This is a genomic window from Maribacter sp. TH_r10 (genome assembly GCF_033101095.1).
Classification (GTDB): Bacteria; Bacteroidota; Bacteroidia; order Flavobacteriales; family Flavobacteriaceae; genus Maribacter_A; species Maribacter_A luteus.
Genome location: NZ_JAWMPY010000002.1, coordinates 458,553 through 472,713 on the forward strand (window position 1 = coordinate 458,553; position 14,161 = coordinate 472,713).

The 14,161-nt window shown below is 39.6% G+C and carries 10 protein-coding genes; 2 read left to right on the forward strand and 8 right to left on the reverse strand.

Going from position 1 to position 14,161, the window contains the following annotated elements:
- Positions 1 to 94 precede the first annotated feature (94 nt).
- The 3 genes from R3X28_RS07385 to uvrA are packed head-to-tail and all read right to left on the reverse strand — an operon-like array spanning position 95 to position 6,539.
- Positions 95 to 2,935: a metalloprotease gene (locus R3X28_RS07385; RefSeq protein WP_411556599.1), complete on the reverse strand. Its 2,841-nt coding sequence runs from the start codon at positions 2,933 to 2,935 to the stop codon at positions 95 to 97.
- Between the two features lie 9 nt (positions 2,936 to 2,944).
- Entirely contained in the window at positions 2,945 to 3,631 is a 687-nt protein-coding gene (locus R3X28_RS07390) for a TIGR00730 family Rossman fold protein (protein ID WP_154369250.1), read from the reverse strand.
- A 58-nt stretch (positions 3,632 to 3,689) separates the two neighbouring features.
- Positions 3,690 to 6,539 (reverse strand): excinuclease ABC subunit UvrA, encoded by a 2,850-nt coding sequence (gene uvrA / locus R3X28_RS07395; protein WP_317663682.1) that lies wholly within the window; start codon positions 6,537 to 6,539, stop codon positions 3,690 to 3,692.
- Between the two features lie 115 nt (positions 6,540 to 6,654).
- On the opposite strand from uvrA, the gene R3X28_RS07400 reads away from it, so the two are divergent.
- Positions 6,655 to 7,182, forward strand: coding sequence for a hypothetical protein (locus R3X28_RS07400; RefSeq protein ID WP_317663684.1), 528 nt, complete (start codon positions 6,655 to 6,657; stop codon positions 7,180 to 7,182).
- A 12-nt stretch (positions 7,183 to 7,194) separates the two neighbouring features.
- Here the strand turns inward: R3X28_RS07400 and R3X28_RS07405 are convergent, their stop codons facing one another.
- Positions 7,195 to 7,854 (reverse strand): TIGR03915 family putative DNA repair protein, encoded by a 660-nt coding sequence (locus tag R3X28_RS07405; RefSeq protein WP_317663686.1) that lies wholly within the window; start codon positions 7,852 to 7,854, stop codon positions 7,195 to 7,197.
- A 293-nt stretch (positions 7,855 to 8,147) separates the two neighbouring features.
- Here R3X28_RS07405 and R3X28_RS07410 point away from each other — a divergent pair, with 293 nt between their 5' ends.
- Positions 8,148 to 8,909, forward strand: coding sequence for an XRE family transcriptional regulator (locus R3X28_RS07410; RefSeq protein WP_154370055.1), 762 nt, complete (start codon positions 8,148 to 8,150; stop codon positions 8,907 to 8,909).
- A gap of 1 nt (position 8,910) precedes the next feature.
- On the opposite strand, the gene R3X28_RS07415 is transcribed toward R3X28_RS07410, so the two are convergent.
- The 4 genes from R3X28_RS07415 to ggt all read right to left on the reverse strand — a co-directional run bounded on the left by R3X28_RS07415 (position 8,911) and on the right by ggt (position 14,148).
- Complete coding sequence (locus R3X28_RS07415) at positions 8,911 to 9,336, reverse strand: GNAT family N-acetyltransferase (protein WP_154369241.1); 426 nt, start codon at positions 9,334 to 9,336, stop codon at positions 8,911 to 8,913.
- An 87-nt stretch (positions 9,337 to 9,423) separates the two neighbouring features.
- Positions 9,424 to 11,625: an amino acid permease gene (locus R3X28_RS07420; protein WP_317663689.1), complete on the reverse strand. Its 2,202-nt coding sequence runs from the start codon at positions 11,623 to 11,625 to the stop codon at positions 9,424 to 9,426.
- Between the two features lie 73 nt (positions 11,626 to 11,698).
- Positions 11,699 to 12,412, reverse strand: a complete 714-nt coding sequence (locus tag R3X28_RS07425) for a hypothetical protein (protein ID WP_317663691.1) — start codon at positions 12,410 to 12,412, stop codon at positions 11,699 to 11,701.
- 32 nt (positions 12,413 to 12,444) lie between these two features.
- Entirely contained in the window at positions 12,445 to 14,148 is a 1,704-nt protein-coding gene (gene ggt / locus R3X28_RS07430; protein ID WP_317663693.1) for a gamma-glutamyltransferase, read from the reverse strand.
- Between the last annotated feature and the right edge of the window lie 13 nt (positions 14,149 to 14,161).

Consider the following 14,161-nt stretch of genomic DNA (forward strand, 5'->3'; position numbering starts at 1 on the left):
GTATTTAACAATCATTAAAGAAAAGCACGATTATAAATAAAATGCTTATAAATTATAAAAAATATGTGATGAATATTAGGAATATGGCAAGGGATTAGAACCATTTTCGGGTAAATAAGCCTGTTAAGGTCTTTGGGCTTAAGGTTACGATAAATCTGATTTTTTCCTCATAATTGGGCTGTGTAACTTCCCAGCCATTATTTGAGTATAAGGGGAAATAGAGTTCAAAATAATCGGTGACAAGGTTCAGACGAACCCCTGAGTCATAGACCATGCGCTCTTTGATGTTCTTACTTTTCATAAATCCGAAGTCGCTGTAAAACTCAACCCAGCGCCAAATATTGATACTGGTATTCACTGTGGCCATCCAATCATTGGCGAAAGGGTTCTGTAATTTAGATTTGAAACCGCCTTCGGCGATAATGATCTGTTGACTGTATATACCTGTCTCTTCTGATCTTCCTAAATAATTATAATCAAAAAGGTAGTCATTGGGCCGATCCAAGGCAAAATCAAAGAATTTTAAACCGGGTTCTATGGTGTTGTGTAGAAATTTACCTGCGAAAAACCTAAAATTGAACTGTCTATTGTTTTCGAATAGTTTTCGGTATTCAAGTTCAAAAGACAACTTGCTAAAATCTTTACTGTACTGGGCATCTGCAAACCAAGAAAGATAATCTATGATACCGTTGTCCCTATGTGTAAAACGGGCATTCAGAACACTGTAATCGGGATCGGTTTCAATATTTTCCAAATTATCATCCAAACTGCGGAAGACATTTACATATCGTAAACTAAGGAAATCCCTTTTATTGGATCTTAAGTCATCAGGACGCCAACCAAAACCAATCGATGGTGTAATGGTGGTGTACCGTGAATTTGCTTGATAGTGAGATGTTGAGCCCCTAAAACCGTAATTCGCAACGTATAGACCACTTTTGCTCAGGTATTTACGATAATTGAATTTTCCGTACCCAACTAAAGACTTTTCCTTTGTTGCATAGGAAGGGGCAAAGTCGTAAACAAAAGGTTTCTCTAAAAAGGGCTTATTGTAAATTCGCATTCCGGGAGACCATCCGTCATAAATATTGAAGTTGAGGACAGGTACATAAAAAACCTGGTTGTAATACGGGTTTTCGGCATCTTTGAAGAAACGGAACTGTAATTTTTTATTGCTTGATAAAAAGCCTTTTAAGGATTTCCAATTATCCCGTTCATTGAACTCGGGAATCTTATGGTCATAATTCAGTACCAATCGATCTTCTTCCCCTCTAGGAATGGTGAAGGTCTTTTGGGATCCTATATCGGTAAACCAATATTTGGAAACCACTGAATCTTTTTTAATGCCGAAAAGCGAAATGGGTACATTGGTGCCTTCTTTGTTTTTTAAAGTAACCTTCAAGGAATCATCGGTTTTGATGATTTTTTTTATTTTGAAATCGATCTTTTTATCCGTTGAAAGGTAATCCCTGAAGAACCAATCAATATCTATATCGGCAGATCGCTTTAAAATAGATTCAAAATCCAGCACCTTGGCCGAATTTAAGGAATAGTGTTTAAAATAGGTTTTGATACTTGTATCTATTTTATCCTTACCTATATAATCGGCTAAATAGGAAAGGCCCATTCCGGCTTTATATTTGTTCGCGATCTTTTGGTTGAATTTAATCAAGGAATCGTTCGGGGTTGTAAGGGCTTGATCTAGGTTTTTCCTAGCTGTTAACATATACAGGAACGGGTATTGCTCATTAAAATCCATTTTCGCAATGTTGAATCCTCGAATACCCCATATATTGGATAATTTGCCCAACAGTTTTTGATCTGGGTAAAATGTCTCTACATATTCTATGATCAAGTAGTTGGCAATGGCATCCTTGAGCCACTGTTCTTTTCTCGGGTTTAGATAAAGTGTCTCCGTTAAGAATTTATTCAATGCCGTTTTCAAGAATTTCATTTCAAATTGAAACTGCTCTTCATAAGGTCTTATAAAAGAGGGGAGTTGATTAAGGCCGTATAAAGGGCTTTTATTATAATCTTTTTGACTTACCAGTAATTGGGCATGAGGGTATTTGCCAAGGTTGTCAAAAATGAACTTAGATACCTTGTCTATTGAAATACCTTGTGATATATCGTCGTATTTAGGTGATTGTAAATCGGTAACCACCGTCATATATGGGGTAACGTGTGTTTTGAATTTTTGAAACGGACTTAATATTATTTCGCAGTTCTTTTGCTTAATGGATTCTAATTGGGTCTGTTTGCCGTTTGGAAAATTCGAAGTTCCGAGGTTTCTGTAATTCGTGGTTAGGAAAAGATTGCCAGGATACCTGAAATTAACCGTTGTCCTAGTAATATCGGTGTATAGGTCCTCAAGGTTTTTATTGGAGTAAAGGTTCCATTTGCCATCAAATACGGCTGGTGACAGATACCAATCCTTAAGATAATATTCATCCCTGTTATTGTAGCCATATGGGGTGTATTTATCAGGTGGTAATTGCACGGTATACGTCATGAACAATTGAACCTTTTCTCCCGGGAGCAATGGTTGGTTCAGGGTTATCTTTATCAGGTCTTTTTCTGCTGTTCGTTCCCAGCGCAAACCCCTGTACTCATCGTCTACGGCACTGAGAATAGTAGTTCGGCCCCGTTCATTGTCTTTGGCCAAATGAAGGCTTTTTTTGAACTCTTGGGCAAATCTTTTGGCAAGTCCTGTGTTCTTGTTAGAATAGGCGTGGGCCCAATCATTGAAATAGAGTTCCTCCAAAGTGGATTTTGAAGAGTTTACATAAATGAACTCTTGCTGTATGTTCAATTCCTTTGTCTCCCCGTTCAGCCGAACAGAAAGAGTGTTCGTGTGCTGGCTAAGAGCAATTTGCAGGCCTGTAAAAAAGGCAAGAAAACCAAAAATGGAATTAAAAAATACGTTCTTTTTCAAATATTCGATTTAGAAATTCGGGCTTAAAGATCGTCCTTTGTAGAAAGAATCCAAAATTTCTACCACTTCACCCTCTGTATCAACTAATTTTATAAGGTCCATATCTTTTGGACTGATGTTCCCAGCACTGAGCATGGTATTTTTTATCCAATCAATAAGGCCGCCCCAGAATTTGGAGCCCACTAATATAATGGGAAATTTTTCAATTTTATTGGTCTGTATCAGGGTAATGGCTTCGAAGAGTTCATCCAAAGTACCGAATCCGCCCGGCATTACGACAAAACCTTGGGAATATTTAACGAACATTACCTTTCTAACAAAAAAATAGTCAAAATCAAGACTCTTGTCACTATCGATGTAAGGGTTGTCATGTTGTTCAAATGGTAGGTCTATATTCAGCCCTACGGAGGTTCCGCCAGCCAAATATGCTCCGCGGTTTCCAGCTTCCATGATACCGGGGCCTCCGCCTGTGATTACTCCATAACCGGCTTCGGCAATGCTCTTTGCCACGTTGACGGAAAGATTGTAATATTCTGTGTTCTCTTTTGTCCTTGCAGAACCGAAAATAGAGACACAAGGTCCTATTTCACTCATTTTTTCAAAACCACTTACAAATTCTCCCATGATTTTGAATATGGCCCATGAATCGTTGGTTTTTATTTCATTCCAACCTTTAAAATGTTGTTCTTTTCTCATTCTGTTTTATAACTTTTTGGGCAGCATGTTATGACTGCCACTACTTTTTTAATCAATATTATGCTTTCTGCTTATCAAAACCCAATTCGGGTCTTAAAAATTGTGCCGTATAACTCTTTTTGTTTTTACACACCTCTTCAGGAGTACCTTCGGCAACAACCATACCGCCACCTCTACCACCTTCATATCCTATGTCTATAATATGGTCCACTACTTTAATCACATCCAAGTTGTGTTCTATGACCAATACTGTATTGCCCTTTTCGACCAATTTGTTCAAAACGTCTAAAAGTACGCGAATATCTTCAAAGTGAAGACCTGTTGTAGGTTCGTCCAAGATATAAAAAGTATTGCCCGTATCCCGTTTGGAAAGTTCCGTAGCCAATTTTATACGTTGTGCCTCTCCACCTGATAATGTGGTGGACTGTTGCCCTAAAGATATGTATCCTAAGCCAACATCTTGAATTGTTTTTAATTTTCGATGGATTTTTGGAATCATTTCGAAAAACTCCACGGCATCATCTATGGTCATTTCCAATACATCGGAAATTGATTTTCCCTTATACCTGATTTCCAAGGTTTCCCTATTGAAACGCTTACCATTACATGTTTCACATTCTACATATACGTCGGGAAGAAAATTCATTTCTATTACACGTAGTCCACCTCCTTGGCAAGTTTCACATCTTCCGCCTTTTACATTGAAACTGAATCGCCCTGGTTTATACCCCCGAATAGCGGCTTCAGGGGTTTTGGTGAAAAGGGAGCGAATTTCACTGAAAACACCTGTATATGTAGCGGGATTGGATCTAGGGGTGCGTCCGATCGGACTTTGGTTGATGTCGATTACCTTGTCGATATGCTCCAACCCTTTTATTGATTTATAGGGCATGGGTTTACGAACGCCATTAAAATAATGCGCATTCATGATAGGGTAGAGGGTCTCGTTGATCAAGGTTGATTTACCGCTGCCTGAAACTCCGGTTACCCCGATCATTTTCCCTAAGGGGATGCTAATTGATACGTTTTTAAGGTTGTTTCCCGTACAACCGGTAAGGGTTATTTTTTTACCGTTCCCTTTTCTTCGCTTTTTCGGAACTGAAATTTCCTTTGCCCCTGTAATGTAGTCCGCGGTTAACGTATGGTGGTTTTTTAATTCATCAGGTGTACCTTCGGAAATGATTTCGCCCCCATGATAACCGGCTTTTGGGCCAATATCAATGACATGGTCGGCCCTTTCGATCATATCCCGGTCATGTTCGACCACGATAATGGAGTTTCCAATGTCCCGAAGTGCTTCCAAAGAACTGATCAACCGATTATTGTCCCTCTGGTGCAGGCCTATACTGGGTTCGTCCAAAATATAAAGTACGCCTACCAATTGAGTACCGATTTGCGTGGCCAAACGTATACGTTGTGCTTCCCCACCGGAGAGTGATTTGGAACTACGGTTCAATGAAAGGTAATCTAACCCAACATCCAAAAGAAAACGTATCCTAGTTTTTATCTCTTTTATTATTTCTTCGGCAATCTTTAATTGGTTCCCCGTTAGTTTGGCCTCTAAACCTTCAAAGAAAGTGGCAACTTCAGCAATATCCAAATTAGAGATTTCAGCAATGTTCTTCTCGTCGATTTTAAAGTTCAATGATTCTTGCCGAAGCCTTGAGCCGTTGCAAGTGGGACAGGTAATCTTGTCCATGTATTCCTTGGCCCATCTTTTTATCGAAGTACTATCGGATTCTTCGAATTGGTTTTTGATGAAGTTGGATATGCCTTCGTAATCTATTTTGTAGTTACGTTTTACACCAAGGGTCTTTGACTCCACATCGAAACTTTCCTGTCCGCCATTCAGAAGGATATCCATGGCTTCACTTGGAATTTTATGAATAGGGTCTTGCAGCTCAAAACCATATCGTTTTGCTATGGTTTCAATCTGTTTAAAGGCCCAAGATTTTTTATAAGGGCCCAATGGGGCGATTCCACCAGCATGGATGGAAAGTTTTTTGTTCGGAAAGATCTTCGATTCGTTAACTTCATGCACATGTCCCAGTCCATTGCAATTGGGGCACATTCCCTTGGGTGAATTGAAAGAAAACGTATTGGGTTCGGGGGTAGGATAGGAGATTCCAGTGGTCGGACACATAAGGTCACGACTGAAGTATCTTGGTTCTTTTTTGCCTTCCTCCAAAATCATCAATACATTTTTACCACTGTACATTGCGGTATTGATGGTTTCGGTCATTCGTTTATCCAATTCCGAATTTTCGGAAATCTTAAGGCGATCGATGACGATTTCTATATCGTGGGTTTTGTAACGGTCAACCTTCATCCCTTTTACAATATCCTTGATTTCGCCATCTACCCGGACTTTAACAAAGCCCTGTTTCGCTATTTGTTCGAACAATTCCCGGTAATGCCCTTTTCTCGATTTTATGATCGGGGCAAGTACATTTATCTTTTTATCCTTATAATCGGTTATGATGAGCTCTTTGATCTGTTCGTCACTATAACTGACCATCTTTTCACCGGTATTGTAACTATATGCATCCCCGGCCCGAGCAAATAACAGTCTAAGAAAGTCGTAAATTTCGGTGATCGTACCTACCGTTGAACGCGGGGATTTAGATGTGGTTTTCTGTTCAATGGCAATAACAGGTGATAGTCCGTCGATTTTATCAACATCCGGACGTTCAAGGCCGCCCAAAAATTGACGGGCATATGCCGAAAAAGTCTCTATGTACCTACGTTGGCCTTCGGCATAAATCGTATCAAAAGCAAGGGATGACTTGCCACTGCCCGATAGGCCAGTGATTACCACCAATTTTTCCCTTGGTATGGTAACATCAATGTTTTTAAGGTTATGGGCGCGGGCGCCTTTGACCTCAATATTCTCCTCGTAGTTCGTCATTTGTTTCACGGCAAAGTTGCAAAGGTAGGGTTTTGACCCTTAAAAAGGAAGTTGCCCTAGTTTTGATTTATGGATTCTGAAAGTTAATTTTGGTTAAAAATAAAGTATTCGATTTATGAAATTATTAGGAATAGGTTCCCGGATCGATCATCCGGATTTCGGAAAAGGCGTAGTGACCAATCTTACTTCGGAACAATATTGGGTAACTTTTATCGATGGAGGTTTGGAGACCATTGAAATAGATTCGCAATTCGAGGTTATTGAAGCAGTATACGACGAGGTTGATACGGTAAGTTTTTCAGATGTGGAGCTTAGTCTTATATCCATATTAAGAAGGTGGAGTGATACCGGCAATGCAACGGCATTGGCGAGTAAGTGGAAAGGTGGTTCGTTGGTGCTAAGGCCGGGGGAGTCAAATTTGTCCGATAAGGAAATGCCCATAGACACGTTTTTCCATAAAATCGTAATGGTACGTGATAGGGTTCGGGTCATGGAACAGAAAATCAATGCAAGTAAAAATTTAGATGATCAAGAAAAGGTTGATTTACAACAATATATTACCCGGATTTACGGTAGCCTCACGACATTTAATGTGCTCTTTCAGAATAAGAGTGATCATTTCGTCGGAGAAAGGACAAAATAGTCTATAAGTTATTTACATGGCCATTCGATAACTGTTTTCTTGGTAAGGTTTTAATACCTTTTTCACTTTTAGGTAATTGTTTTTGGTATGCTCCGAAACCATTTCAAGGGAAATACCATTATAATATACGCCGTATTTGCGCTTGTTATCATAAATGATCCATGCGTGCTTTGGGTATTTATATCTAAAGTGCCGTGAGATCAATGGTATTATATTGAAACCGGGTTCTAACTCGGTCATGTAGACAGAACTGTCCGTAGTCTTAAAAACCAGGGAATTTTCAATATAGGATTTTTCACGATTTACCTGTAATGACAGTTTCTTTATTTTCGCTTCGATAATAGCGGTTTGTTCCAAGGTTTCAATATCGAGTATTCCATAAAGTTTCTTTATATATTGATATAACATAAATTCAATACCGTTGGTCTCACTCAAAAAGGCAAAGTATATGTTTCTGATTGCTGCGTGACTTTTCTTTTCAATGCTGTACCACATATTTTGGGCTTTTTCCCTTACAGTTGAAATAGTGTGCTGGTCTGAAAAAAGTCCTTCTTGACCAGATTTGGTTTTTTGAAAACTTAGAACGTCAATGTTGTTTTCCAGTGCAAAATGAATTGCGGTCAGGAAACCATTGAAACTCCCATCATAAATCAATACCCTAGAATTCTCCATATTCCTTAAAATAAACTTAGTTGAACGCTCTTACTTATATATCCATTCTTGTCAGCACCTTTTTTGATTTTTTTTCTACGCCTCGTGATTGTTGGTGTTAACTCTGGATTTACCATCTTATTACCGGAAAGGACATCCATTGTGCCTACAAAGGCAAAAAAGCTAAGACTGTCCTGTATTATGTTTTTTTCCATCCCTCAATTAGTATATAATCCAAAAATATGGAATAATACCTAATTATGGAAATAATCCAGAAATATTTTGGATATATTCCAAATTATGTATCTTTGGGTATGGAAAATGAACTTACATTGAAGCGGTTTACCGAAGTTCGTAGGGCTTTGGGCTTTACCCAGGCCGAATTCGCCAAGGTTTTGGGTGTTAGCAATACCACGGCGGATATTGAAAGGGGTAGGACCAAATTATCTGGCAAAGTGGTTGCCGAACTTTTAAGGCAATTTAAAATTAATCCCTTATGGTTATTTGCAGAAAGTGATAAGCAGTATTTAGAGCCGTCTAATACAAGTGTTATTCCTAAAGTGGTGACCGTTAATTCATCCGATAACGAAAATATGGTGCTGGTCAATGCCAAAGCTGCCGCTGGTTACCCACAGAACATTCAAGATACCAGTTGGTATAAACAGTTGCCGGCGTTTGATATACCGCTTCCAGAATTCCGGAATGCCACATATCGCGGTTTTCAAGTTGAAGGTGATAGTATGTTGCCCAACCTTAAACCTGGGGAATGGGTGTTGGCAAAAGCTGTTGAGGATATTTCCGATGTTAGTCCTAATAAAATATATGTGATCGTTTTGCAGGATTCGGTCTTGGTTAAAAAAATTGAAAAAGCCCCCACTTCCACCAATATCATTTTAATATCCTTGAACGAAACCTATCCACCCTACGAGATAGAACCGCATCAGATTCAGGAAATTTGGCAGGTTAACAGTAAAATTACCTTTGGAATAGATGCGACAACGGAAAAAGGACTTTTAAGGCAGTTGCAGGAGTCTATGGAAGAATTGAAAAGTCAATTCAATCAAGGGAATAATTAATTTATAGTTTAAGGGTGTAGAGCCCACTGTTCTTTAAATTAAAACCCAAACTCGTATATAGTGCTATTGCGGGTTTTCTATGGTGACCACTGAAAAGTAGTATTTCGGATAGATGCAGTTTTTGTCCTTCTTTGATGAGTAATTCCATTAATTTTCGGCCAATTCCCTTACCTCGTTGTTCGGGTGAAACCACAACATCTTCAACCATACCTTTATAACCGGAGATGACCTTATATGTGGCCAACGAGGCCATTCCTATCAACTCATCATTCTCCCATGAACATGCAAGGATAAATTCATTGCCTTGTGATAAGACCTGGTCAATATCCCATTGACTGATTTCGGCATTCAATACATTGAACAGCTCACTTATCTGTTTGCTGATTTCAGGGGTTATTTCTTCTTTTTGTAATATACTGAATGTCATTGCGGAATGTTTTATTAGTTTAAAAATAATGATAATTGAGGAGCTTTCTAATTGTGAAATAATAGAATAACCCTTCAAACAGAAAAACTATTCATCAACCGTGTTCAATTCATTTTGGATTAAATCCAAATCCAGCTCATTGAAATTATGGGCTGCCTTAACGAGTAGGGTAGAGCCTATTGTTTGGAACAAATGATTGGTCTTCATAACGAACTCGGCCTGCTTTTCAATTTTATAATCGGGAATGCCGACTAAGGTTAGGTTGGTTTGGCCGGACTCTTCGGCAATGATGTCATAAAATGGCTTTTGTTCCACGGCATTGTTGATGATCTTTATTTGCACATTAACACGTAGGTCTTCCACTAATTTTGCTATTTTATCGTGAATAAGTTCAACGGATACATTGTTGTTGTTAACGAAAAGGACCCGGATATCCGGATTGTCCCATCTTGGGGAGGCTATTATGAACCGGGCAATGTTCAGCATCATTTCAGCATTTTTACTGTCGGTTTCACGCCACCAAAAATCGACCGATTTGTAATCCCCGAATTTCGATTTTCGGTCAAAATCCAAATACAAGAGGTTGTAATCCAGATGTAATAGGGTTTCCGTCATTCTGGAATATTCTTTCGAATTTTCCAATCCTTTGGGCCATCCCATCATTATGGTATTGGGTTCAACCCCTGAAAATCCAAAGGTAGAGGCGATATTGGTTATTCCAGAATAGATATTGTCCACCTTGATCTGTCTTGCAAAAATACCAAGTTCCTTAAAATTTTCATCCCTGACCGTTTGCTCCACTTTTCGTAATGGTGTGTCATTGTTTTTGTCAAGGATCAGTTTAAAGTTGGTTACGATGCCTGTTCTTCCCGATACGGTTTTCCCGAGCTCCAGGAGGTATTTCTGGTGGTCACTTTTACCGCTAAAGAGAATAATGTTGGGGTTCCAGTTCGTGTTTTCATCGTCTTTGTCATCAATCTTTTTTAGTCCTTTATTGACAACGTTCTCCCAAACACTACGCCATACATCATTGGATTGCACTTTCACCTCTTTGCGTTGTAGTGCAAAATATAAGGCAGTGATTACGCCTAGGGCTACCATCATGGCAATCATATCGAGTTTGAACATGACCAAAAAACAAGCAATAAAACCAAGAAGGCCGATCCAACGTTTTATTTTGAAGGAAGGTTGAAAGTCGGGATTTGCCCAACTTTCCAGAAAATAAGATATGTTTATGAATCCGTAAGCCGTGAGGTAGAACATGGAAACCACTCTGGCGATAACATCCAGCTTCCCTATAAGAATGCCAGATTCGGCAATGATGAAAACCAATAAAAGGGCATTTACCGGCTCGTTGTTTTCACCTTTTCCCTTGCCGAATATTTTAGGGGTCACTTTGTCCATTGACATGGCCTGTAAAATGCGTGGACCACCTAATATCCCACCTAAAGCGGAAGATAGCGTAGCGCCCCAAATTCCTGCGACAACTGCAGGTGCGAAAAGTGCAATTTTCATTAGGATATTATAATCAGACTTTAGTAACTCCGGATCAACCGTAAAGGCAATGAAAACGGCCAATAGAATATAAACCGTTAATCCTGTCCCGATAGCGGCCAAGGTGCCTATCGGAATCGATTTTTTGGAATCTTTTAGATCGCCGCTCATGGCAATACCCGCTGTAAACCCTGTAACAGCCGGAAAGAATATTGCAAATACGACTTCTAAAGGAACTGCGTCTTCAGTCGAAAATAAAGGTACAGTCTGAGGGGCGAATTCATTGGTTCCCAAAAAAACGGAAACCAAGGATAGGGCAATGGCGGCCAAAATGAAAAATTGGGCTTTTAAAGCAACTGATGTGCTTATCAAAGCTAAAATGGTCAAGGCTACCAAAGCTATAGTACCGGTAATGCGATAATCGTTTACCGTCATTCCGTATCCGAAATAAGAGTTGAAACTTTCAGAGAATCCAATGAGGTATAATGCAATGGAAAAAGCGGTACCAACATATAGGGCAATACCAATAGAACCACCAATTGGAATGCCCATGCTTCGGGACAATACATAATAAATTCCGCCGGCACCTATCTTCTTATCGGTTGCAACGGAAGAAACACTCAATCCTGTAGTAACCGCTATAACATGGGAAATTATGATAATACCTATTGTGCCCAAGAGTCCGGCATTGCCTACGACCCAGCCAAGACGCATATACATGATCACGCCTAAAATCGTTAAGACCGATGGGGTAAATACCCCAGCAAACGTTCCGAATTTCTTTTTTTCCGGCATTAGCTTTATGGATTGGCTAAAGAGTTATAAAAATAAAGATGTGAATACTCTAAAACTAACAAACCAAGGAATATTAATCCTGATTATAAGCTTTTACATTACCCATATCCAATTTAATTGGGCCTAGACTATGGGTTTTGGGTAAAAATGCACCACTTTCGGACAATTGCCAGTCGTCCCAAGTGGCTTTTAGTCCTCCGATAGGAATGATTTTTACCCATAGTTTGAAACTTATGGGGAAACCATTGGGTTGTAGTTCCCATAAGTAAGAGTCTCCAGGAGTGCTTCCGCCAGATGTGTAAGTAATCAGAAGCGCTTTTGCGCCATCATCCATAGGCACGATACGGCGTTCAACTCCTTTATCAAAGACCTTGAACGGAGCTACCAACCAAAAGGAGTCATTGTTGAATAAATCTATGGCCTTTTTAATAGTTTTGTCCCGTTCTTGCGTTTCTGATATGATTTCACCTTTATCGTATACCCTACTTTTTTCGGTTTGGCTCAGGTTTAGGTCGACCATTATATCGTCCCATGATACTTTGACCTTACCCAAAGCCTTGTCCCATTTATAAGTATGTTCACCGTTACGAAAACCCCATTCCAGATACCGGGTGTTTTTATAAGCTTCATTGTTGATCGCGGTTAACATCTTCTGTGCTAAAGCATCGGCTTCAGGGCCGGCCTGACCCTTTGGTAAGGGTTCGTTATAGATAAGATAGGTAATTATAGATGCTATTGAGAGTAAGGCAACTAGACCGATTAGTATTTTAATTGATTTTCTAAACATTTTTGGGGTTCTTTAATTTAAAGGCATACTATTTAAAAGCCAACTGCTGTGTCGTCACCGCGTTTATCCGCTCCTCCTTCCAATCTTCCGTCAGGTAAGACCCGGATGGCATCTACCTTTCCTAAAATAGGTGTTCTGCCTTCATTTATAATATATCCTTTGGATTTTAATTCTTCTTTGACATTCTTTGAAAATCCTTCAGTTTCAAAAATTATATAATCGGGTAACCATTGATGGTGGAACCTAGGCGCATTGACCGCTTCCTGCATGCTCATTTTAAATTCGTAGGTGTTTAGAATGGTTTGTGCTACTGCTGTTATTATAGTTGAGCCCCCAGGACTGCCTACTACCATCCATAGCTTTCCGTCTTTTTCAACAATGGTCGGGGTCATGGAACTCAACATTCTTTTTTCGGCCGCAATACTGTTTGCTTCCGCTCCTATAAGGCCGAACATATTGGGAACCCCGGGCTTAGAGCTAAAATCATCCATTTCGTTGTTCAGGAAAAAACCCAATTCGTCGCAATACAATTTGGAGCCATATGCGCCATTAAGGGTCGTGGTTACCGAAACGGCATTGCCTTCTTCGTCCACTATGGAATAATGTGTGGTCTCTGAACTCTCATATGTTTGAACTTTACCTCTTTCTATATCAGAAGATAAGGTAGCCTTATCGAAAGTAAAATCTTGCATTCTTTCTTCAAGGTAATTCTTGCTTAAAAGCACATCTAAAGGTATATCTACAAAGTCTGGGTCTCCTAGAAAATAATTGCGATCGGCATAGGCCCTACGACTTGCTTCGGTAAATAATTGGATGGTTTCGGTGGAATTATGGCCGAATTCCGAGATTTGATAAGGTTCTATCATTTTAAAAATCTGGTTCATGGTAACGCCACCACTACTTGGTGGACTCATGGAAATGATAGTCAAATCCTTGTAATTGAACGTGATAGGCTGGCGCCATTCCGCTTTATATTTGGCCAAGTCTGCCATTGTGACATAACCCCCTTTTTCTTGGATAAATGAAGTAAGCTTCTGAGCTGTTTCCCCTTTATAAAATTCATCACGACCATTTTCTGCAATACGTTTAAGGGTGTTTGCCAGTGCTGAATATTTTAAAGTGTCTCCCTTTTTACATGTATTGAAAAACAATGTTTTATCTCCATTTACTTCAAGTATCTGTTCTCTGTATTTTTCTAAGCGTGCTTCTTGTTTTTCGGTTACGACAACTCCCTTTTCGGCCAAGGCTATAACAGGTTCAAGTATGTCTTTTATGGGTAAGCTCCCGAACTTTTCATGAACTTCAAAAATTCCGGCAATCGTACCGGGTACCCCTACTGCAGTTGCCCCAACGGTGCTTTTTCCTGGAATAACATTGCTTAGAGAGTCCAAATACATGTCCTTGTGTGCCGATAAAGGGGCTTTTTCCCTATAATCAATAGCGCCCGAATCCCCATTGCTTTTACGGTAAACCATAAATCCACCACCGCCGAGATTCCCTGCAAACGGATAGGCGACGACCAAGGCCATTTCGGTAGCTACCATAGCATCAAAGGCATTGCCTCCTTTTTTTAGTATTTCTGCGCCAATGGCCGATGCTTCTTCGCGGGCGGTTACTACCATGGCTTTGTTGGTTACCACTCCGGTAGGTTTGGCCGGTTGTTCTTTGCAATTTATTAGGATAATTAGGAAGGGAAGTAAAAGGTAAAATCTAAAGTAAAGCTTCACATTAATCATGGTTGATAACTGA